The sequence below is a fragment of the Nonomuraea marmarensis genome (assembly GCF_043197025.1).
GTDB lineage: Bacteria > Actinomycetota > Actinomycetes > Streptosporangiales > Streptosporangiaceae > Nonomuraea > Nonomuraea marmarensis.
Genome location: NZ_JBICRM010000006.1, coordinates 355,444 through 375,798, shown reverse-complemented (window position 1 = coordinate 375,798; position 20,355 = coordinate 355,444). Strand labels below are relative to the sequence as shown.

The following is a 20,355-nucleotide window of genomic DNA, read 5'->3' as shown; positions in this document are numbered from 1 at the left end:
CTCACGTGTTACTCACCCGTTCGCCGCTCGAGTACCCCGAAGGGCCTTTCCGCTCGACTTGCATGTGTTAAGCACGCCGCCAGCGTTCGTCCTGAGCCAGGATCAAACTCTCCAAACAATGTCTGGAAAAATGTCCTGGCCAACATTCAACATGAATGTCAACCAAAGGAATCCGTCAAATCAATGACGGGGTTGTGCATCATGCACTGGCTTTTAACACACTGTTGAGTTCTCAAGAAACGGACGCGTACCCCAAACCCGGAAACCCGCAGGTCCCTCACCCGGAGGCGTTCATTTCGTTATGCCCTAATTCTTTCAGCCGTTCAAGTCTCTGTCAAATTGACCCGACTCGCACAACCTGCGGAAATTAAGTCGCGCCCCGATCCGGGACAACCCCTCAAACTTACCAGCCCATCCGAGCGGATCGAACCATCCGGATGTTCCAGGAAGGAAGTGGGATTTGCCGGGCATCTTCGAGGTTCCAGGAACCTCTTGACCGCCCTGCGCGAAGCAACTCTAGCAGCCCGGCGCGCCCACTTCGGCCTAGTCAGGTAATCATGGGGTCCTTCCCTCACCACCTAACCCCCAAACCTGCCCAAGCCACGCCAACGAATCCCCAGGACGACGCCCCGAGTCAAGCCGACGGCAAGTCATCCGCAATCACTCCTCGGTACGAAGTACCTACGAGCAGACTGCGCTCTCGGAGGTGTCCGCTATGACCCGCTCGGAGTTCGATGACATCCGTGCCTTCCTCGCCGACGAGGCGACTCATGCTGGAGACCTGCTGCGCGTCGCCAGGACTCTGATCGACGACCTCGAACACGCCCGTATGCGTGAGGCCATCCTGCGGACCCACTACCTGCGCCTGCTCACGGCCGCGAGGGCGACCGTGGCCGCGGACGCCGTCGAGGCGCCCGACCCCTTGGCGTTCCTCAAGCACGAGCTGGCCGAAAGGGGCCAGCTGCCCGAGGACGGCGAGGCCGTGCAGCGCATCCTGTCCGACGCCCGTACGGCGGCCGCGCTGCTCGCCTGCCTGGAGGACGCCGTCCCCCAGCGCCCTCGCGGGATGCGCCTGCGCCGCTGCGTCGGCATGCGCCGCACCCTCCCCCGGTAGGCCTCCAGGACGAGACCCCGTTGCCGACCCGAGGACAACTCCGGGCATACCCGGCCTTGGCTGCCCGGCTGTAAGACTGCGCATATGTGGCAGAGGCGGTTGAACTGGGCGGCAGTCCTCCTGGTCGGGATATTTGGCCTGATGTGGGTTGGTGTCGTGATTTACGCCGACCAATCCTCTGCCCTCTGGATGCGGATCGCGCAAGTGATCTTCGGACTCCTCCTGTTCGGCTGGGCCGTAAGGAGAGCGGTCCTGATGGTCGTCAAGGCGTGATCAGGACGGCTGGAACCGGTAGCCCATCCCCGGCTCGGTCAGCAGGTGGACCGGATGGGCGGGGTCGCGTTCGAGCTTGCGGCGGAGCTGGGCCATGTACTGGCGCAAGTAGTGCGTCTCCTTGAGATAGGAGGTGCCCCAGACCTCGGTCAGCAGCTGACGCTGGCTGATCAGCTTGCCCGGGTTGCGCAGCAGGATCTCCAGGAAGTGCCATTCCGTGGGCGTCAGGCGTACCCCTCCCGAGATCGTCTTGTTGGAGAGGTCGATGACGTGGTCGCCCAGCCGCACCGAGGCGAGTTCCTCGTCGTGCTGGCCCGTGCGGCGGGTCACCGCGCGGATGCGCGCGAGCAGCTCGTCGATGCCGAACGGCTTCGTCACGTAGTCGTCCGCGCCCGCGTCGAGCGCGTCCACTTTGTCGGTGCTGTCCGCGCGGCCCGACAGGACGATGATCGGGATCGAGGTCCAGCCACGCAGGCCCTGGATGACGTCGACGCCGTCGAGATCGGGCAGGCCGAGGTCGAGGATGACCAGGTCGGGATGCCAGTCGGCGGCCTGGCGCAGCGCCGAGCCGCCGTCGGGCGCGACGGAGACCTCGTACTGCCTGGCGGCCAGGTTGACGCGCAGGGCGCGCAGGATCTGCGGCTCGTCGTCCACCACCAGTACCCGGGTCATGCGGCCCTCCGCAGCGAGATGGTCATGGTCAGTCCCCCTCCGGGTGTGTCCTCCGGCACGAGCGTTCCACCCATCGCCTCGGTGAGGCCGCGTGAGAGCGCCAGGCCGAGCCCCACTCCCGCATGGCTGTCGCGGTCGCCGAGCCGTTGGAAGGGCATGAACACCCTTTCATGCGCTTCCGGTGGAATGCCGGGCCCCCTGTCGATGATCCGGATTTCCACGTTCTTGCCATGCCAGCTCGCGGCGACGAGTACGCGTTCGTCGTCGGGGCTGTAGCGGACGGCGTTCGCCATCAGGTTGACGAGTACCCGTTCCAGCAACGTGGGATCGGCCATGATCTCGGGGACATCGGGTGATATATCGGCTTTGATCCGGTCGTACGTGGGGCCGAGGTCGTCGATGGCCCGCGGCAGGACGTCCTCGATCGCCACCGGCTCCAGGGCTACCCCGAGGGCGCCGGCCTGGAGGCGGCTCATGTCGAGCAGGTTCGAGACCAGCCGGTTCAGCTTGATCAGCGACTCGTCGGCGGTGGCGAGCAGCTCGGCGCGGTCCTCGTCCGACCAGGCGACGTCGGTGCCGCGCAGGCTCTCGACCGCGGCCATGGCCGAGGCGAGCGGAGAGCGCAGGTCGTGGCTGACGGCGGCGAGCAGTGCGGTGCGCATCCTGTCGGCCTCGGCCAGAGGTTTGGCCCGATCGGCCTCCTCCCGCAGCCGCTGCTGCCGCAGCGCGACCGCCGCCTGCGCCGCGAACGCCTCCAGCACCCGCTCGTCGCTGGCGTCCAGCACCCGGCCGTCGGCGGCGAGCACGAGCGTGTCGTCGATCACGACGTCGATGTCCGCCCTGCCCGGGCTCGTGCACGGCGTTCCCCCCGAGGTGGAGACGATCCGCCAGACATCGGGAAACGACTCGTCCGTACGCTCCCCCAAGGAGTTCGCGTCCGCACGTTCGAGCAGGGTCACCGTGGTCAGCCCGAACGTCTCCCGCAGCCGCGCCAGCAGCGACGGCAACGCCGCCTCCCCGCGCAGCACGTGACCCGCCAGCGTGGACAGCACCTCCGCGTCGGCCCGCGCGCGTGCCGCCTCCCTGCTACGCCTGGCCGCCAGGTCGACGACCGCGCTGACCATGGCCGCCACCAGCACGAAGATGACCAGCGCGAGCACGTTCTCCGGCCGGGAGATCGTCAGCGTGTACAGCGGCGGCGTGAAGAACCAGTTGAGCAGCGCGAACCCGAGCACCGCCGCCGCCAGCGCGGGCCACATGCCGCCGGTCAGCGCGACCCCCACGACCAGCAGCAGGAAGAGCAGGATCTCGCTGGGCAGCCTGAGGTGCAGCGGCTGGAGTACGGCCGTGAGCAGCGGCATCCCGAGCAACACCAGCCCCCACCCGGTCAGCCGCCGCGTACGGGTCAGCGCGGCCCGCGACCGCGGCCGTTCGCGCCCCTTCCTGATCGCCTCGTGCGTGACCATGTGAACGTCGATCGACCCCGACATGGCAGTCGCCGTCACGCCCACGCCCCGCGCGAGGAGTTGCGCGAAGCGCCCTCTTCTCGACGCCCCGAGCACGAGCTGGGTCGCGTTCACGCCACGGGCGAACTCGATCAGCGCCCGCGGGACGTCGTCACCGACCACCTGGTGGTACGTCCCGCCCAGGTCCTCGACGAGAGCACGCTGACGGACCAGGTTCGCGGGTTCGCCGCCCAATGACAGGCCGTCGGCTCTGGTGACGTGCACGGCCATCAGGTCCGCGCCCTTGCTCCTGGCCGCGATGCGTGCGGCCCGCCGGATGAGCGTGTCCCCTTCCTGGCCTCCCGTCAGCGCGACCACCACGCGTTCGCGGGTCTCCCAGGTGCCCGCTATGCCATGCTCCGCGCGGTAGTGGTCGAGTTCCTCGTCCACCTTGTCCGCCACCCAGAGCAGGGCGAGCTCCCGCAACGCGGTCAGGTTGCCGACCCGGAAGTAGTTGGCCAGCGCGGCGTCGACACTTTCCGGCGGGTAGACGTTGCCGTGGGCCATCCGGCGCCGCAGCGCCTCGGGTGACATGTCGACGAGCTCGATCCGGTCGGCCCGCCGCACCACCTCATCGGGTACGGTCTCCCGCTGCGGCACGCCGGTGATCTGCTCGACCACGTCGTTCAGCGATTCGAGGTGCTGGATGTTGAGGGTGGAGACGACGTCGATGCCGGCGTCGAGGATCTCCTCGATGTCCTGCCAGCGCTTGGCGTTGCGGGAGCCCGGGACGTTCGTGTGGGCCAGCTCGTCGATCAACGCGACGGTGGGGGCGCGCTCGATGACCGCGTCGGGGTCGAGTTCGGTGAATGTCGCGCCCCGGTAGGACAGGGTCTGCCGTGGCAGGACTTCCAGTCCTTCGAGCAGGCGAGCGGTCAGGGCGCGGCCATGGGTCTCGACGAAGCCCACGACCACGTCCTTGCCGCGCTCTGTCGCGCGGCACGCTTCGCTCAGCATGGCGAACGTCTTGCCCACCCCGGGCGCCGCACCCAGGTAGACGCGCAGCCGCCCGCGGGACCTGCCCTGCATTCCTCCAGGTTACGGCTGGTACGGCGGCGCGACCCCCCAACCCCAGTGCGGCACCGGAGCCTGTGTCGGAGGTGTCGCCCCCGGCTGGGAGTTGTGCCTGGCCAGCCTGGTGCCCCATTCGATGTAGCCGGCGAACGCGGCCCTGAACTCGGGGTCGTCGGGCAACCCCACCTCGTCGGCCGCGTCCATGAGCAGGTTCACCCACCTGCGGCGCTGCGGCTCGGTGATCGCCTTGCCCAGGTGGTGGCGAGCATGTTCGGATAGCCGCCGCGCTCGTTGGTGTAGCGGTCGGGGCCGCCGAAGACCTCGCTGAGCCACATCGCCACATGTCGCGGATGATCCGGGTCCATGTGCGCGAACAACGGCCCGATCAGCTCGTCCTTGACGACACTGCGGTAGAACGCCTCGGTCAGCCGCTCGAAAGCCTCGGTGCCGCCCGCCCATGCGTAGAGGGTGGGCGCTGTCTCATCAGTCATGTAATGATGTAATCATCCACCGGATCGACGGGGCAAGGGCCCTCCGAAACGACAAAGTCCCCGGCCGCCGGATGATCCGGTGACCAGGGACTCTGGATGTGGTAGCGGGGGCAGGATTTGAACCTACGACCTCTGGGTTATGAGCCCAGCGAGCTACCGAACTGCTCCACCCCGCGTCGGTGTGTCTTCTATAACTATACAGGCCGGAGAGACTCCTTTGACCATCGAGCCTCTAGATGATCGAAGGCCCGGTCTCCGTTTCCGGATCCCGGGCCTTCGGCCTGGTAGCGGGGGCAGGATTTGAACCTGCGACCTCTGGGTTATGAGCCCAGCGAGCTACCGAACTGCTCCACCCCGCGCCGTCGTGCCTCTGAAGGATATCGGTGGCGCAGGGCGGGCGCAAATCAAATGGCTAAGTGCCTCCCGCCTGTGACCCTGTCGGTGACGCCGTCGGTGAAGCCGGCGGCGACGCGCTCGGCGAGGCGGAGGGCGACGCCGACGGGGTCGCCGAGGGCGCGGGCTGCCGCGCGTTCGCCCCTTCGAGCGCCTTCAGCGCATCCTGCAGCCGCTTCTGGGCGTCACCGTAGGCGTCCCAGTCCGGCGGGCTGGCCTGCAGGGCCTTCTGCGCGTCCTCGTAGGCCTTCTTGGCGTTCCCGATCGCCGTGTTCAGTGCCGTGTTGGCCTGGCTGGGCGTGGTCTGCTGCTCTTCCTCGCTGGGCTGAGTCTGCTCTTGCTGCTCACCCCCGAAGACCTCCGTGAGGGCCTCGTTCAGCGTGCGCGCCACACCGATCTTGCTGCCGAACGACACCAGCACCCGCTGCAGGATCGGGTACGGCTCCTGCCCGCCGCCCGCGGCCACCTGGATGTACACCGGTTCGATGTAGACCAGCCCGCCCGCGTACGGGAGCGTCAGGAGGTTGCCGTAACGGACCGACGAGGCGCCGACGCCCAGCAGGTTGAGCTCACCCGCGAAGCGGCTCTGGAAGGCGTTCTGCGCCTGCCCTGGGCCCGGGATGGGCGTGCTGGACGGCATGCGGAGGATGCGCAATCGGCCGTATCCGGAGCCGCCAGAGGAGTCGACCGCCATGAACGCCGCCAGGTTGGGCCCCTGCCTCGGCACGAACGTGGTCGTCAGCGAGAACGTCGGCGTGCCGCCCGGCATCGTGGTGGTCAGGTAGTAGGGCGGCTGCTTGATGTTCTTGTCGCCCTGCGTCGGGTCGCCGGGGACGTTCCAGAAGTCCTGGCCGCTGTAGAAGGCGCCCGGGTCGGTGATGTGGTAGCGCGAGAGGGTCCAGCGCTGCACCTTGAACAGGTCTTCCGGGTAGCGGATGTGCTGGCGCAGGTCGGGGCTCATCTCCGAGGCCGGGCGGATGATGCCGGGGAAGGCGTTGCTCCACGTCTTCAGCACCGGGTCGTTGTTGTCCCACCCGTAGAGCTTGACCGTGCCGTCGTAGGCGTCGACCGTGGCCTTGACCGAGTTGCGAATGTAGTTGATCTTGTCGCTCGGCTGCTGGGCGATCACGCGGCGGTCGGTCGTCGTGTCGCGCGTCATGTCGCCGAGGCTTTCGCTCTGCGCGTAGGGGTAGTCGTTGGACGTGGTGTAACCGTCCACGATCCAGGTGATGCGCCCGTCCACGATCGCCGGGTAGGGGTTGCCGTCGAGGGTGAGGAAGGGGGCGACCTTCTCGATCCTCTCGCGCGGGTTGCGCTCATAAAGAATCTTGGAGTTGTCGTTGATGTCGCCCGAGAGCAGGATGTTGATCTCGCCGTATTTGGCGGCGTAGACGAGCCGGTTGAGGAACGACCCGACCGGGACGCCACCGCCGGTGTAGCTGGTGTTCTTCTGGCCGGTGCCGCCCGTCTCCGGGTAGTCGAGCTCCTGCGGGTTCTTGGGGTTTCCGCCGGCGATGACGTATTCGGCCGAGGCCGGGTCCTCGCCGTAGTAGACGCGCGGCTCCTGGAGCTTGGTGCTGGCCGCCAGCGGGCCGGTGACCGGCATGTCCTTGGCGTCGTAGGCGGGCAGGCCGCTGGAGTCGACCTGGTTGCCCGGCGCGGCGACGAAGCCGTAGCCGTGGGTGTAGATCAGGGCCTTGTTGATCCAGTTGTTCTGGCCCTCGGGCGGTGCGGTCAGCTCGCGCACGCCGACGATGTGGTCGATCAGCTTGCCGGTGCTGTCGGGGTAGCGGTCGACGTCGAGCGGCTCGGCGAAGCTGTAGAAGCCCCTGATGCGCTGCGTCTGCTCGTACGTCGACGACACCAGCGCCGGGTCGAGCAGGCGGACGCCGGACACCGAGGTGTCGCCGTCGGTGTTGACCTTGGTCGGGTCGGCCTGCGCGTTGTAGGTCTCGACCTCGGTCTTGTCGACGTTATAGGCCTCTCGCGTGGCCTCGATGTTGCGCTGGATGTAGGCGGCCTCCTTGCCCTGCTGGTTGGGCTTGACCTGGAACTGCTCGACCAGCGCCGGATAGACACCGCCGATCAGGATGGCCGAGAGCACGAGCAGGCCGGCGGAGACGCCGGGGAGCATGCCGCCGGGCCGCACGACGCCGGCGAAGAACAGCGCGGCGCAGATCAGCGCGATGATCGCGAGGATGGTCTTGGCCGGCAGCACGGCGTTGACGTCGGTGTAGGAGGCGCCGTACACGAAGCCGCGGTCGGAGAAGACCAGGCCGTAGCGGTCGACCCAGTAGGCCACGGCCTTGAGCAGCAGGAAGATGCCCAGCAGCAGCGACAGGTGGGTCCGCGCGGCCCTGGAGGCGTGCACGCCCGGGGACTGCAGGCGGAACCCGCCGTAGAGGTAGTGCGTGATCGCCGCCAGCACGATCGAGATGATGATGGCGGTGAACAGGAAGTTCAGCACCATCCGGATGAACGGGTAGTCGAACATGAAGAACGAGATGTCCATCCCGAACAGCCGGTCCTGCTTGCCGAACGACGCGCCGTTGATGAACTCCAGCCACGTCTGCCACTGCCCCGCGAACGAGGAGCCGGAGAAGAGCGCGAGCAGGCCCATGCCGACGATGAAGATCAGCTTGCGGTGGGGGTCGAGCGCCATGCGGTAGCGGTCGGCGCCGCTGCCCCCGCCGAACATCGCCGGCCCGAACATCGGCCGCATCCGGAAGGCCAGCAGCATGTTGCCGCCGGCGATGCCGACCATCAGCACCGCTCCGACCAGGAACAGCACGATCTGGGTCAGCACCACACCGGTGAAGACCGTCGTGTAGTCGGCCGCGTCGTACCACAGATAGTCGGTATAGATGCCGGAAAAGAGAAAGAACAAAGCCACGATCGCCACGAGGGCGATCGCGACAGGCAGAAGCAGTCGCGGTCGGCGGGGCAAGCGCATCGCCCTGCCGGCTCCTGGGGTCCGGAAGCTCAAGGCCAACCCCTCGTCGTGATGAAGAAACGGTCCGTGTCTGGCAACCTACACCGCAGGGCCAGCCCTACGGCTAACGCATGGCGAGCGCCAGAAGTTTCATCCGGCATCACACGCGGGCACGTTTCCCTTGCCCGTGCGCAGCGCGTCGAGCGCCAGCACCGCGTCGTGCATCGTGTCGGCCCTGACCAGCCGGAGGCCCGAGGGCGCGGCTTTCACGGCCTCGGCGCAGTTGTCGGCGGGGGTCAGGAAGACCGTCGCGCCCGCGTCCTGGGCGCCGACCATCTTCTGCGCGATGCCGCCGATCGCGCCGACCTTGCCCGACGGCTCGATCGTGCCGGTGCCGGCGATCTGCTTGCCGCCGGTCAGCTCGCCGGGCGTGAGCTTGTCGAGTATGCCGAGCGAGAACATCAGCCCCGCGCTGGGGCCGCCGACGTCGCCGACGTTGATGTCCACGTCGAACGGAAACTTGTATTTCGCCTGCATCAGCAGGCCCACCTGGGTCTGCCCCTCGGGGCCCGCCACCGTCGGCACGGTGACGTCGAGCTTGTCCTTCCCCCTGGTGACGTTGAAGAGCACGCTCTGGCCCGGCTTGTGCGCCTTGACCGTGTCGCCCACGACGTCGACGTCCTTCGCCGGCCTGCCGTCGACGGAGTTGATCTCGTCGCCCTTCCGCAGCTTGCCGTCGGCGGGCTTGCCCTTCTCCGTGGAGACCACCGTCACGGCCAGGTCGTAGCGGATCTTGAGCTCGTTGAGCGCGGCGGCGGTGGCGGAGTCCTGGGAGTTGGTCATCTCGACCGAGTTCTCCTCCTCGACCTCCCTGGGGTCGCGGTCGGGAGCGAAGATGGTTTCCTGCGGGACCACCGCGACGGTCGGGTCGATCCAGCCGCGCAACGCCGTCAGCAGGTCGATCTGGGCCGCGGGCCCGCCCTGGTAGGCCACCGTGACCAGGCTCAGCGAGCCGGTGGTCGGATAGGTCTCGCGCCCCTTGATCGAGATCACGGGCTTCTTGTCGACCTCGCCGATCGTGTTCTCCGTCGGCCCCGGGCTCAGCACCACGTAGGGGACGGGCCTGAACGCGCCCACGATGCCGAGCGCGAGCACGAGAAATCCCGCGAGCAGCAGGGTCAGGGCGCGTCGTGACATGATGATGAGCTTATTCGCCGGCGCCGACCCACTCGGTCTCGCCGTCGGCGAACGCCTGGTGCTTCCAGATGGGCACCTGCGACTTGAGGTCGTCGATCAGCCTGCGTGAGGCCCTGAACGCCTCGTCCCGGTGCGGCGCGGCGACCGCGACGACGACGGCGGCGTCGCCCAGCGCCAGGTCACCCACCCGGTGCACGGCGGCCAGCGCCGTCACGGGGAAGTCGGCGGCCACCTTTTCGGCCACCTGCCGCAGCTCGGACTCCGCCGAGGGATGAGCCGAATAGGAGAGCCTGGTCACCGGCTTGCCGTGGTCCTGCTCGCGCACGGTGCCCACGAAGATCACGGTGCCGCCCGCGGCGTGGCCGCCCACGGCGGCCAGCACCTCGTCCACGGAGAGCGGGGTGTCACGAATGCCGAGCAACCGGATGACGTCCACGGAAAAAGACTAACCTTTACTGGCGCCTCTTCTTACGCACCTGGCGGACGATCGCGGCGGTGCCGATGACGGCCACGGTGGCGCCGGCGGCGGTGAGCGTGGCCTCCTTGACGGGCAGGCGGCGGCCGACCACGGTCGTCCTGTTCTCGCGGAGATCGAGGAGCTGCTCGAACGCGGCCTCGTTCGTCCACGAGGGCTTCCAGCCCGCCTCGCGCAGCGCCGTGCAGTCGACGACCCACGGGTAGACGACGTAGTGCAGGTCGGTGGCGGGAGCGGGGGTGATGCCGAGCCTGTGGAGCCGCTGGGCGGTGCCGAACGTCAGCCCCGCGGGCAGCTCGAACCTGCGGATGCCCGACAGCTCCTCGACCTGCTCCATCTCCATCCATCCGTCGGAACCGACCGCCGCCACGCCGGTGATGACGCCGCGCGCGGCCAGCTCCAGCGCCGAGACCAGGTCCTCGATGTGGCAGAACTGCCAGTGCGGGCTACAGCCTTTGACGGTCAGGAGCCTCGGGGACTCGAAGTGCCGGGTGATCACCGTGTCGACGCCGGGGCCGACGACCGCGGCCGGGCGCAGCACGGTCACCTCCAGTCCCGGGTGGCTGCGCAGCGACCTGCGTACGAGGGACTCGATCTCCAGGTAGTCGCCCACGACTCCGGTGTCGGGCTCGGCCGCCACCGGGGCGTCCTCGGGCAGGGGCACCTCGTTGTCGGGCGCGGCGCCGTACACCATCGCGCTTGTGACCAGCACCACACGCCGCACGCGCGCCGCGGCGCTGGCCGTCAGCACGGTCTGGGCGGCCCGCAGGTTGTACGCCCGGCGCTCCCCGGGATCGGAGTCGACGGCGTAGTCGCCGGCCAGATGGACCAGGACATCGATGTCGGAGATCCGGTTCGCCAAGAGCGGATCTCGTACGTCGATCACTCTCCACGTGGCTTCCCGAACGTCGCCGCGCTGCTCGTCAATGGCCACCACCCTGCGGAAATCCGCGGAGGATACGAGCTTCGCGACGAGCTCGCGGCCTATTCCTGAGGCCGCGCCCGTGACGGCTACTACGGGTTGGCGCGGGCGTTTCGAGGTAGGCACCAGGTCCTCACTTTGCACTGATCCGCCGTAGGACGACTAACGTGGCGGATGTGGACTCCTCCATCCTGCACGAGGTAGAGCGGTGACTGACCTGCCAGGTCGCGAAAACGACCCTAACGAGAACCCGTTCGCCATGTTCGGCAACCCTGAGCAGATGGCTCAGGCGATGCGCCAGTTCGCCGACATGCTGTCGGCGCCGCAGGGTTCAGGCCCTGTCAACTGGGACATGGCCAAGAACATCGCCCGGCACGCCGTGGTCGCCCAGGGCGATCCGAGCGTCATGGAAGGCGAGCGCCGTCAGATCGTCGAGGCGCTGAGCCTGGCCGACCTGTGGCTCAACGAGGCCACGACGCTGCCCAGCGGCGTGTCCAACCCGCAGGCCTGGAGCCGGTCTGAGTGGATCGAGAACACGGTCCCGATCTGGCGCAAGCTTTGCGAACCCATTGCCGAACGCATGGTCGAGACCATGGGCGGCGCGCTCGGCGGCTCGGGCCTGCCACCGGAGGCCCAGCAGATGGCCGGGCCGCTGATGGGCATGCTCAAGCAGATGGGCGGCATGATGGTCGGCCAGCAGATCGGCCAGGCCATCGGCTCGCTGGCGCGCGAGGTGGTCGGCACGACCGACATCGGCCTGCCGCTGTCCGACACGGCCGCGTTGCTGCCCGGGGGCATCGCCTCGTTCAGCGAGGGCCTGGAGAGCCCGTCCGACGAGATCCGGCTCTATCTGGCGCTGCGCGAGGCCGCGCACCACCGGTTGTTCCAGCATGTTCCGTGGCTGCGTTCGCACCTGCTGGGGGCGGTCGAGGAATACGCCAAGGGCATCACGGTCGACACCTCGGCGCTCGAAGAGCAGATCCGGGGCCTCGACATCAACAATCCCGAGGCCATCCAGGAGGCGCTGAGCGGGGGCAACCTGCTCAAGCCCGAGGAGACCGAGCGGCAGAAGGCCGCGCTGGCGCGCCTGGAGACAATGCTCGCCCTGGTCGAGGGATGGGTGGCCACGGTGGTCGACCGGGCCGCCGAGGGCAAGTTGCCCTCCGCCGTGGCGCTGGCCGAGACCGTACGCCGGCGCCGGGCCACTGGTGGGCCGGCCGAGCTGACGTTCGGGACACTGGTGGGGCTGGAGTTGCGGCCCAGGCGGTTGCGCGAGGCGGCGACGTTGTGGCGTTCGCTGGAGAGCGAGCGCGGGGTCGACGGGCGCGACGCGCTGTGGGGTCACCCCGACCTCATGCCGACGGCCGACGACCTCGACGACCCCGACGCCTTCGTACGCGGTGAGGCCGCCTGGGACATCTCCCAGCTCGAGGCCAAGCCGGACGAGGACGACGAGAGTTGAGCCTGCACGGCGACGCGGTGGCGGTGTTGTCCGCCTGGGCCGCGCCCACGCCGGGGGAAGAGGCGCTGCGGACGGAGTTCCTCGATCATCTGCGTTCGCATGACGACGCGATGTCGCGCGAGTGCGTGCCGGGGCATCTGACGGCGACGACGGCGGTGTTGTCGCACGACGGCTCGCAGGTGCTGCTCACGCTGCATCCGAAGGCCCGGATGTGGCTGCCGATGGGTGGCCACTGCGAAATTTCCGACATGTCGCTCGCGGATGCCGCTCTGCGGGAGGCATGGGAGGAGTCGGGAATTTCCGGGCTTGAGCTGCTGCCTGGGCCGCTCGCGGTGGACAAGCACGTCGTGTGGTGCCATCCGCCGCACAGCTGGCATCTCGACATCGAATACGCGGCCGTGGCTCCGCCCGGGGCCACGGCGGTGATCAGCGATGAGTCGCTGGACCTGCGCTGGTTCCCCGTCGACGGGATCCCCGAGCTGTCGGACGACGCGACGCGGCGATTGGCCGCACGTGGACAGGCCGCGCTTAGCTCGGCCACACGTGCGCTTGGCTAAAGTCGAGTGCGGCGTTCCAGTAGGGGGTTGCGTGGAGACTTCGGCCGTAGGCGGCACGATCGTGACACCCGCACGCAAACGACGGAAGTTTCCCACCACGGCGTTGACGTGGCTGGCCGTGACCCCGTTCGCCGCCTGGGCGGTGGCCAGGGTGGCCGGGCTCGAGCGGGGATCCCTGCCCACGCAGCTCATGACCGCGACCCCGTACGCCGCGGCTGGTTCGCTGATCCCTCTCCTGATCGCCGCGGTCGGGCGCAAGCGCGCCGCGACCGCCGTCGCGCTGCTGACCACGACCGCGCTCGGGTTCAGCGTGCTGCCCAGGGCTCTGGGCACGGCGGAGGCCACGACCGGCAGGCAGCTCAAGGTCATGACGATCAACATGCTGTTCGGCAGGGCCGACCCGGCGACGATCATGAAGCTGGTACGCGAGTTCGACCCCGACGTGCTGAGCACACAGGAGCTGACCCCGGGAGCGGTGTCCGACCTGGACGCGGCCGGGCTCAAGGAGCTGATGCCGCACCGCGTGTTGCAGGACGAGTGGAGCGCCGGAGGGAGCGGGCTCTACTCCAAGCACGCGTTGGAGGCGCTCTGGGACGTGATGCCGCCTGTCGGGCACCAGATGCCGGCCGCGTTGATCTCGTTGCCCGGTGGGCAGCCCATCGAGTTCATCGACGCGCACCCCTATCCGCCGCTGGGTCCGCAGGTCATCAATTGGAACGAGGCACTGGCGGCGTTCCCCGCGGCCTCCCCTGACAGGGTGCGGATCCTGGCGGGCGACTTCAACGCCTCGCTCGACCACGCCGCTCTGCGCGGCCTGCTGGCCCGCGGTTACAAGGACGCGGCCGACCAGGTGGGGGCCGGGTTGATACCCACGTGGCCGGCGAACAGGCGGGTGCCGCCGATCATCACCATCGATCATGTGCTGGTGGATCAGCGGGTGGGGGTCAAGGAGGTCAGCGTGCGCGATGTGCCGGGGACCGACCACCGCGCCGTGCTGGCCGAGCTCACCGTGCCGTGAGCAGGGCCCTGGTGTTGTCCCAGCCTTCGAGACCCGGGTCCAGGCGCTGGACGTCTTCGCGCGTGCGCAGGCGGTGCCAGCCCGGGGTGGTGGCGACCCTTCTGGGGCCTGAGGCCTGAGCTCGTAGCGCGGCCACCACGTTCTCCTCGTCGAGGTCGGGGTCCGCCCAGGCGGGGGCGGGGAGTGCGCAGGCCATGGCCACGGCGCCGCCGTTCTCCGCCGGGCAGATCGTGATCTCGGCCCGGCCCAGCTCCCTGAACAGCTTGCCGATCAGCAGGGGTGGCAGGTCGGGGGCGTCGGCGTTGATCACGGCGGCCTGGTCGGCTTGGAGGCGGGCCAGGGTGATTTTCAGGGGTTCGTCGTCTTTTATCGTGATTACTTCGGTGCCCGGCCAGACGATCTCGTCCAGGCCGGGGACGCTGGTGATCAGGACCGGGGTGACGAGTTCGAGGCCCGCGACCATCTCGTAGGTGTCTTCCGCCACCGCCTCGAGGAACCCCCTCGGGTCCACGCCTGGGGGCGCCGCCTGTGCCATGCGCTGTCGTACCAGGACCGCGGCGATGCGCGTCAACACTCCTCCGGTGCCGTGTGGGCCGCGGCGGAGAAACCCTCCAGGAACCCGCGCGCCCGCTCCGCCTTCGGATACTGTTCCACCAGCGCCCAGAACTTGGGGCCGTGGCTGGGCACCAGCAGGTGCACGAGCTCGTGGATGATCACGTAGTTGATGACCCACTCGGGCAGGCCCTTGAGGCGGGTCGAGATCCTGATCGTGCCGTTCTCGGGAGTGCACGAGCCCCAGCGGTGTTGCTGGTTGTCGACCCAGCTCACGCTCACGGGCACCGGCTCGCCGTCGAGATATTTCGCCGACAGCTCGCTGGCCAGCTCCAGCAGAGCCTCGTCGGTCGGCCGTCGCCGACGTTCCTTGGCGGCCAGCCGATCCAGCATCCGGCTCACCCATTCATCCGCGTCTTCGCCGCTCAGCCAGGCGGGCAGGAGCACGATCGTCTTGTCGCCGTCACGGTAGGCGGAGACCGTACGCCGGCGACGAGAACTGCGACGAACCTCGACTGTCTCGGGGGGCACATATGCACGGTAGCCGAGACCGGCCGAATTCCACAGAGGGTGGACGTTGTTTCTGCTGGTCAGATGATTAAGAGCCGGTGAATTTGGGCATGCGCCTTTCCCGATGCGCGGCCAGGCCCTCCAGCATGTCAGATGATGCCATGGTCACGGGCTGGGCCAAGGATTCCCACCTCAGGGCGGCTTCCAGGTCTTGATGATCTTGGTTTAGGGCCACTTTGGTGAGCCTTGTGGCGATGGGCGCGTTCTGGGCGATCTTCCCGGCGATCGCCAGCACTTCCGACATTAGGTCATTTTTCGGGAAGGATTGATTTACCAGACCTTTGTCGGCGGCCTCCACTCCCGACAGGGTGCGCCCCGTCAGGAGCATCTCCCTCGCCAGGCCCGCGCCCGCCCTCCTCGGCAGCAGGTACGTCGCCGCCATGCCCGGATGCAGCCCCAGCGACGTGAACGGGGCCAGCAGCTTGGCGTCTTCGGCGGCGTACACGAGGTCGCAGGCCAGCGCCACGCACAGGCCCGCCCCTACGGCCGGCCCGTTGACGGCGGCGACCGTGGGGATCTCGAGCTCGGTGATCGTCAGCCAGGTGCGGTAGAAGGCGAGCATGCGGTCGCGCAGCCGGGCCACGGTCTCCGCGCCGCGCTCGCCGATCCATGACAGGTCGCCCCCTGAGGAGAACGCCGTGCCCGCTCCGGTGATGACGAGACAGCGGACGTCTCGGTCCGCGGCCAGGTCGGTCATGGTTTCACGCCATTGGGCGGTCATGGTGTCGGTCATGGCGTTGCGCAGGTCGGGGCGATTGAGGGTGACTTGTACGACTCCGTCGCCTATGCGATCAACCAAGAGCTCGCTCATGCGGGGAAGCGTAACGCGGGCCGCTCGACCTCCATCGTCCTGATCTCCTCGCTCCTGCCCCTTCACTGATTCGTCCACAGGTCAGCACTGGGAGATTAGTTATCCACAGCCCCTGCGGAACCGGCTCGGGATCTTGATTCGACGTGAAAACCTTTCCCGCCATGAGGCCACGTGTGAAGCCCGCGCTCCGGCGAATCATCCGCGACGAGCACACCTTGCAATACGGGGTGCACCCCCTCCGGGCCGTCATGTTGAGCGGCCTGACCCGATCTGTCCGTCAGTGGATCGAGGGCCTCGACGGCACCCGGGAGCTGGACTGCGTGTTGCGGGACGCGGCCGTCGCGGGTCTCGACGAGTTCCGCGCCCGTGCCCTGCTCGATCAACTCGCCGCACAAGGGGCACTGCACGACGCCGCCATCAGCCACGCGCCCCTCGCCGACCTCCCGTTGACCGAAAGGGACCGCTTGAGACCGGACCTCGACGCCCTCGACCTCGCCTCGACCGCTCCGGACGGTGGGATCACCCTCTTGGGGCGCCGCAGGGGGATGCGGGTGCGGGTCTATGGGGCCGGGCGGGTGGGGGCACAGGTCGTCGCCCTGCTCGCGGTCTGCGGGGTGGGCAACCTCCGGGTGATCGATCCGGGCCAAGCGCGTCCCGGCGACATCACTCCGGGTGGGCTGACCTGGGCGGAGATGGGGATGACCCGCGAGGCCGGGGCTGTGGCGGTCGCCAGGAGGCTCACGTATGGCGGCCTGGAGCCCACTGAACCCGTCCCACCTGTTCAATCCGGCGGACACCAGCTCACCGCGCGCGAAATCACCGCAGCCGCCACAGCCCGCGCCACTGCGCCTTTGCCGAGCACGCCATCCATCGCCTCATCACCCGGCTCGCGCTCCACCACCGCGACACCGACGCGGCCCGGCACCGATGCGGAGGACGTGGTCAGGCCATCGGTGAATGCGCTAGTGGGTGGGCCATACCTGGGTGACAAGTCGGAGCGGCCCGATCTCGTCGTACTCGCGCCCGTGGGCCCGCTGGACGGGGTGCTGGTCAACGAGCTGACCTCCCTGGGCATCCCCCACCTGCTCGTGTCCGCCTTCGAAGGCCATGGGATCGTCGGTCCTCTCGTCCTGCCGAGCAAGACGGCATGCCTGCACTGCCTCGACCTGACGCGGCGCGACCACGATCCCGCCTGGCCGATGGTCACGGCCAGACTGGGCGGCTACCCGCCCGGCGAGATCGCCTGCGACGCCACCCTGGCGGCCCTGGTCGCGGCCGAGGCGGTGGGCCATGCGCTTACTTACCTCGACGGCAAGGAGTCGGTTGTGACCAACGGCACAATGGACGTAACGCCTGATTGGCGGTGGAAAAGGCGGTCGTGGAGCGTACATCCGCAATGTCGTTGTATGCGAAACAATCCATATTCGCTAAGAATGGTCATGGCACCCAACCACGACTGACGTGCTCAGGGACTACCACGAAGGGGGGAAGCGGCATCTCCACCGAGGTTCCGCGCATCAGTGTGAGCGATCTTCCACGCCGTGCTGTCACGCGCTCCGCAAAGCTGGCCACCCTTCCGCTCGGTTTCGCCGGTCGCGCCGCCCTGGGGCTGGGCAAGCGCATCGGCGGCAAGTCCGCCGAGATCGTGGCTCAGGAGGTTCAGCAGCGTACCGCCGAGCAGGTCTTCAAGGTGCTCGGCGAGCTCAAGGGCGGCGCGATGAAGCTCGGGCAGGCACTGTCGATCTTCGAGGCGGCGCTGCCGCCGGAGATCGTCGGCCCTTATCGGGCCACGCTGACCAAGCTGCAGGACGCCGCTCCCCCGCTGCCCGTGTCCACCGTCCACAAGGTGCTCACGGAGCAGTTGGGCGACGACTGGCGGGCACACTTCCTCTCGTTCGACGACCAGCCGACGGCCGCCGCCTCGATCGGCCAGGTTCACAAGGCCGTGTGGCACGACGGCCGGGAGGTGGCCGTCAAGATCCAGTACCCGGGGGCAGGCAAGGCCCTGCTCGGCGACTTCGCCCAGTTGGCGCGGCTGGGCAAGCTGTTCGGGGTGCTGCTGCCCGGTCTCGACATGAAGGCGGTGCTGTCCGAGCTGCGTGAGCGGGTCGCCGAGGAGCTCGACTACCTGCGCGAGGCCGAGGCGCAGCACGCCTTCGCCCTCGGGTTCGACGGCGACCCCGAATTCCACGTCCCGGACGTGGTCGCCGCCAACGAGATGGTACTGGTGTCGGAGTGGATGGACGGCACCCCGCTGTCGCGCATCATCGCGGACGGCACCAAGGAGCAACGCGACCGGGCCGGCCTCCTCTTCGTACGCTTCCTCTTCTCCTCCCCCGCACGTGTCGGACTGCTCCACGCCGACCCGCACCCGGGCAACTTCCGCATGCTGGCCAACGGCAAGCTCGGCGTCCTGGACTTCGGCGCGGTCAACCGCATGCCCGACGGCTACCCCAAGGTGTTCGGCCAGTTGATGCGCATCTTCAACCAGGGCGACATGGACGCCGTCATGACGGGCCTCCGCTGGGAGGGCTTCATCCGGGACGACAGAGACATCGACGCCGACGCCCTGCGCGCCTTCCTCGCCCCGTATGTGGAGCCGACGGCGGTGGAGGAGTTCACGTTCAGCCGGGAGTGGCTCCAGGCCCAGGCGGCCAGCGTCACGGACCTCCGCCCCACCAACGTGGTGCGCCAGCTCAACCTGCCGGTGTCGTACGTGCTCATTCACCGGGTGCATGCGGCAGGTATCGGCGTCCTCTGCCAGTTAGGCACCACGGCTCGCTTTCGCGACGAGGTGATCCGCTGGGTCCCCGGCTTCGCCGACGACCCCAACGACGAACCTCTGGCAATCGGCTAGCCCGACGCGTTCCCGCCTTTCCTCGTCGCCGTTTCCGCCCGTGCGTCTGGTGGCCGCTGCTCAACGTAGGAGTTCTTGGGCTGCGTGAGGGTTGCTCCGGGCGGCGGAGGGCGCCGCTCTGGGTAATGGTGTGGTGCTTTTCGGTGATGACGTGCTGGCCGGTGGTGCCGAGGTCAGACTGCTAATCGTCGGCGGCGGGTGACGGCCTGGCATCTGCGACAGCAGCCGGTCAGCAACAGGCGGATCTGCGAGCGAGGGGAGCGGATGCGGCGGTCTCGTTGCGGCTTGGAGTCGTTGTGGCTGGGTGGGATGTCGGTGGGGCGGCTGGCGCGGGGTGGTTGGTGCCGGTGTTTGGGCTGGTGAGGGGGCTTCTTGATGAGTGGCAATTCGTTGAACTCGCTATACCAGATGGCTACTCTGTGTAATTATACGAGTGCAACTCGTTACTCTCTTGGGAGGATCCCCAATGCATCGACCCGCGCACCTGCTCGCCGCCGTACTGGCGGTAGGAGGTCTGCTCGCTGCTGCCCCTGCTGCGCACGCCGTCGTCGATCCCGCCGTCGTCGCCGAGTGCCTGACCGGCAGTGTCGGCGATCTCACCCACCTCGTAGACCCGACAGCCCCGGGGGTGCCTGCTGAGGTTCCCGCCGTTCACTGCCTTGCTCCCTGAGCGTCCCTGCGCGTTGAGCGCGCAACGCCGTCGCGGCCGGAGGTCGTGCCGAGCGGTTCCCGTTCCGGCGGGGTCGTGGGTACGAGCCCGGCACGCACGGGCCTGGTGATCTGGCAGAACTGCTCGCCGATGCCTTCCCCTGAGGTTCATCCGCATGGACCTGTTGGGGAGGAGCGGCGAGCAGTTCGGCTTCTACAGAGGCCCGACAGGAGGGCGTGGACGCCGTCGGCTAGTACGCGTTTGCCTTCCTCGCGTGAGTTCAGGAACCAGCCGGGGAGTGGGCTGCGGAGTGAGCAGGTCAGTTCGATGCTGACGAGGCCGTGGATCGTGGTCCACACCAGGTACGCGGCGCGTGCGGGGTCATTCGATCGGATCAGGCCGGCTTCCGCGGCTGCTGAGGTGGCTTGGGTGAGGAGGTCGAAGGTCAGGCCGAGGGCGTCGTTTCGTTGTTGGGGCGAGGGGTCGAAGTCGGGGAGGGGGCGCTCGAACATCAGGGCATAGAGGGCGGGGTCGGACAGTGCGAACTCCCGGTAGCCGTAGGCCACCGCCATGATCCGGGCCAGGGGGTCCGTGTGACCGTTCAGGGACTTGGTCATCGCCTCGTGCAGGATGCCGAAGCCGTACTCGTAGATCGCTTCTAGCAGGCCGGCGCGGCCGCCGAAGCAGGTGTAGATGCCCATGGTGGAGGTGCCGGCGGCGTCCGCGACGCGGCGGAGGGTCAGGTGGAGGGCGCCCTGTTCGCGTAGAACGTGCATGGCTGCGTCGAGGAGGTCCTGGCGCAGCGCGCCGAGTTCTTTCGGGATGCTTACGTCTCTCGGCACCCTCTCACCATATCTGGCGATAACGAGCATCATAACGAGCGTTATCACC

General features: G+C 68.1%; 19 protein-coding genes, 2 tRNA genes and 1 rRNA gene. 6 read left to right on the top strand and 16 right to left on the bottom strand.

Translation table 11 applies throughout. The features are described 5' to 3' along the window. Positions 1–118 (bottom strand): 16S ribosomal RNA (locus tag ACFLIM_RS12990); the annotation flags it as partial. Positions 119–715: 597 nt separating this feature from the next. Here ACFLIM_RS12990 and ACFLIM_RS12985 point away from each other — a divergent pair. Further along, entirely contained in the window at positions 716–1,114 is a 399-nt protein-coding gene (locus ACFLIM_RS12985) for a hypothetical protein (RefSeq protein WP_393164817.1), read from the top strand. A 273-nt stretch (positions 1,115–1,387) separates the two neighbouring features. Here the strand turns inward: ACFLIM_RS12985 and ACFLIM_RS12980 are convergent, their stop codons facing one another. From ACFLIM_RS12980 to ACFLIM_RS12935, 10 genes are all read right to left on the bottom strand, one after another. Next, a complete protein-coding gene (locus ACFLIM_RS12980) occupies positions 1,388–2,059 on the bottom strand; it encodes a response regulator (protein ID WP_393164815.1) in 672 nt (223 codons plus the stop codon). Continuing rightward, positions 2,056–4,593 carry a sensor histidine kinase gene (locus ACFLIM_RS12975; protein WP_393164813.1) on the bottom strand — a complete coding sequence of 846 codons (2,538 nt, stop codon included), beginning with the start codon at positions 4,591–4,593 and terminating at the stop codon, positions 2,056–2,058. The genes ACFLIM_RS12980 and ACFLIM_RS12975 overlap by 4 nt, the downstream gene beginning before the upstream one ends. A gap of 9 nt (positions 4,594–4,602) precedes the next feature. Further along, positions 4,603–4,794: a hypothetical protein gene (locus ACFLIM_RS12970; protein WP_393164811.1), complete on the bottom strand. Its 192-nt coding sequence runs from the start codon at positions 4,792–4,794 to the stop codon at positions 4,603–4,605. Next, entirely contained in the window at positions 4,791–5,069 is a 279-nt protein-coding gene (locus ACFLIM_RS12965; protein WP_393164810.1) for a globin domain-containing protein, read from the bottom strand. Before ACFLIM_RS12965 ends, ACFLIM_RS12970 begins: the two co-directional genes overlap by 4 nt. A gap of 99 nt (positions 5,070–5,168) precedes the next feature. After that, positions 5,169–5,245: transfer RNA gene (locus tag ACFLIM_RS12960), tRNA-Met, on the bottom strand. Between the two features lie 106 nt (positions 5,246–5,351). After that, positions 5,352–5,428, bottom strand: a tRNA-Met gene (locus ACFLIM_RS12955). Positions 5,429–5,481: 53 nt separating this feature from the next. Further along, positions 5,482–8,415: a UPF0182 family membrane protein gene (locus tag ACFLIM_RS12950; protein WP_393164809.1), complete on the bottom strand. Its 2,934-nt coding sequence runs from the start codon at positions 8,413–8,415 to the stop codon at positions 5,482–5,484. A 129-nt stretch (positions 8,416–8,544) separates the two neighbouring features. After that, positions 8,545–9,591, bottom strand: a complete 1,047-nt coding sequence (locus ACFLIM_RS12945) for a YlbL family protein (protein ID WP_393164807.1) — start codon at positions 9,589–9,591, stop codon at positions 8,545–8,547. A 10-nt stretch (positions 9,592–9,601) separates the two neighbouring features. Beyond that, the gene (locus ACFLIM_RS12940; RefSeq protein ID WP_393164805.1) at positions 9,602–10,027 is read right to left on the bottom strand and encodes a molybdenum cofactor biosynthesis protein MoaE; all 426 of its coding nucleotides are present in this window, start codon (positions 10,025–10,027) and stop codon (positions 9,602–9,604) included. A gap of 16 nt (positions 10,028–10,043) precedes the next feature. Further along, complete coding sequence (locus tag ACFLIM_RS12935; RefSeq protein ID WP_393164850.1) at positions 10,044–11,117, bottom strand: NAD-dependent epimerase/dehydratase family protein; 1,074 nt, start codon at positions 11,115–11,117, stop codon at positions 10,044–10,046. Between the two features lie 130 nt (positions 11,118–11,247). On the opposite strand from ACFLIM_RS12935, the gene ACFLIM_RS12930 reads away from it, so the two are divergent. The 3 genes from ACFLIM_RS12930 to ACFLIM_RS12920 are packed head-to-tail and all read left to right on the top strand — an operon-like array spanning position 11,248 to position 14,025. Continuing rightward, positions 11,248–12,450: a zinc-dependent metalloprotease gene (locus tag ACFLIM_RS12930; protein WP_393164848.1), complete on the top strand. Its 1,203-nt coding sequence runs from the start codon at positions 11,248–11,250 to the stop codon at positions 12,448–12,450. After that, positions 12,447–13,007 (top strand): NUDIX hydrolase, encoded by a 561-nt coding sequence (locus ACFLIM_RS12925; protein ID WP_393164803.1) that lies wholly within the window; start codon positions 12,447–12,449, stop codon positions 13,005–13,007. The genes ACFLIM_RS12930 and ACFLIM_RS12925 overlap by 4 nt, the downstream gene beginning before the upstream one ends. A 31-nt stretch (positions 13,008–13,038) precedes the next feature. Then, on the top strand, positions 13,039–14,025 hold the full coding sequence (locus ACFLIM_RS12920) for an endonuclease/exonuclease/phosphatase family protein (RefSeq protein WP_393164801.1): 987 nt from the start codon (positions 13,039–13,041) through the stop codon (positions 14,023–14,025). Here the strand turns inward: ACFLIM_RS12920 and ACFLIM_RS12915 are convergent. From ACFLIM_RS12915 to ACFLIM_RS12905, 3 genes are all read right to left on the bottom strand, one after another. Beyond that, positions 14,012–14,596, bottom strand: a complete 585-nt coding sequence (locus ACFLIM_RS12915; RefSeq protein WP_393164799.1) for a hypothetical protein — start codon at positions 14,594–14,596, stop codon at positions 14,012–14,014. The two genes, ACFLIM_RS12920 and ACFLIM_RS12915, sit on opposite strands and share 14 nt — an antisense overlap. Continuing rightward, complete coding sequence (locus ACFLIM_RS12910) at positions 14,593–15,108, bottom strand: M48 metallopeptidase family protein (protein WP_393164797.1); 516 nt, start codon at positions 15,106–15,108, stop codon at positions 14,593–14,595. The genes ACFLIM_RS12915 and ACFLIM_RS12910 overlap by 4 nt, the downstream gene beginning before the upstream one ends. Positions 15,109–15,175: 67 nt before the next feature. Continuing rightward, positions 15,176–15,958 carry an enoyl-CoA hydratase/isomerase family protein gene (locus ACFLIM_RS12905; RefSeq protein ID WP_393164795.1) on the bottom strand — a complete coding sequence of 261 codons (783 nt, stop codon included), beginning with the start codon at positions 15,956–15,958 and terminating at the stop codon, positions 15,176–15,178. Between the two features lie 161 nt (positions 15,959–16,119). On the opposite strand from ACFLIM_RS12905, the gene ACFLIM_RS12900 reads away from it, so the two are divergent. After that, positions 16,120–17,418 carry a thiamine biosynthesis protein ThiF gene (locus tag ACFLIM_RS12900; protein WP_393164793.1) on the top strand — a complete coding sequence of 433 codons (1,299 nt, stop codon included), beginning with the start codon at positions 16,120–16,122 and terminating at the stop codon, positions 17,416–17,418. A 62-nt stretch (positions 17,419–17,480) separates the two neighbouring features. Continuing rightward, positions 17,481–18,815 carry an ABC1 kinase family protein gene (locus ACFLIM_RS12895; protein ID WP_393164791.1) on the top strand — a complete coding sequence of 445 codons (1,335 nt, stop codon included), beginning with the start codon at positions 17,481–17,483 and terminating at the stop codon, positions 18,813–18,815. 412 nt (positions 18,816–19,227) lie between these two features. Here ACFLIM_RS12895 and ACFLIM_RS12890 read toward each other — a convergent pair whose 3' ends face one another. Together ACFLIM_RS12890 and ACFLIM_RS12885 are read right to left on the bottom strand one after the other, a co-directional pair. Beyond that, on the bottom strand, positions 19,228–19,470 hold the full coding sequence (locus ACFLIM_RS12890) for a hypothetical protein (RefSeq protein WP_393164789.1): 243 nt from the start codon (positions 19,468–19,470) through the stop codon (positions 19,228–19,230). A gap of 161 nt (positions 19,471–19,631) precedes the next feature. Further along, on the bottom strand, positions 19,632–20,306 hold the full coding sequence (locus ACFLIM_RS12885; protein WP_393164787.1) for a TetR/AcrR family transcriptional regulator: 675 nt from the start codon (positions 20,304–20,306) through the stop codon (positions 19,632–19,634). Positions 20,307–20,355: the final 49 nt, after the last annotated feature.

Bases quoted from the DNA above. Each gene is read 5' to 3' on its own strand.
- ACFLIM_RS12985 (WP_393164817.1), top strand. From the start codon at position 716: ATGACCCGCTCGGAGTTCGATGACATCCGTGCCTTCCTCGCCGACGAG.
- ACFLIM_RS12980 (WP_393164815.1), bottom strand. From the start codon at position 2,059: ATGACCCGGGTACTGGTGGTGGACGACGAGCCGCAGATCCTGCGCGCC.
- ACFLIM_RS12975 (WP_393164813.1), bottom strand. From the start codon at position 4,593: ATGCAGGGCAGGTCCCGCGGGCGGCTGCGCGTCTACCTGGGTGCGGCG.
- ACFLIM_RS12965 (WP_393164810.1), bottom strand. From the start codon at position 5,069: ATGACTGATGAGACAGCGCCCACCCTCTACGCATGGGCGGGCGGCACC.
- ACFLIM_RS12950 (WP_393164809.1), bottom strand. From the start codon at position 8,415: ATGCGCTTGCCCCGCCGACCGCGACTGCTTCTGCCTGTCGCGATCGCC.
- ACFLIM_RS12945 (WP_393164807.1), bottom strand. From the start codon at position 9,591: ATGTCACGACGCGCCCTGACCCTGCTGCTCGCGGGATTTCTCGTGCTC.
- ACFLIM_RS12930 (WP_393164848.1), top strand. From the start codon at position 11,248: ATGTTCGGCAACCCTGAGCAGATGGCTCAGGCGATGCGCCAGTTCGCC.
- ACFLIM_RS12905 (WP_393164795.1), bottom strand. From the start codon at position 15,958: ATGAGCGAGCTCTTGGTTGATCGCATAGGCGACGGAGTCGTACAAGTC.
- ACFLIM_RS12900 (WP_393164793.1), top strand. From the start codon at position 16,120: ATGAGGCCACGTGTGAAGCCCGCGCTCCGGCGAATCATCCGCGACGAG.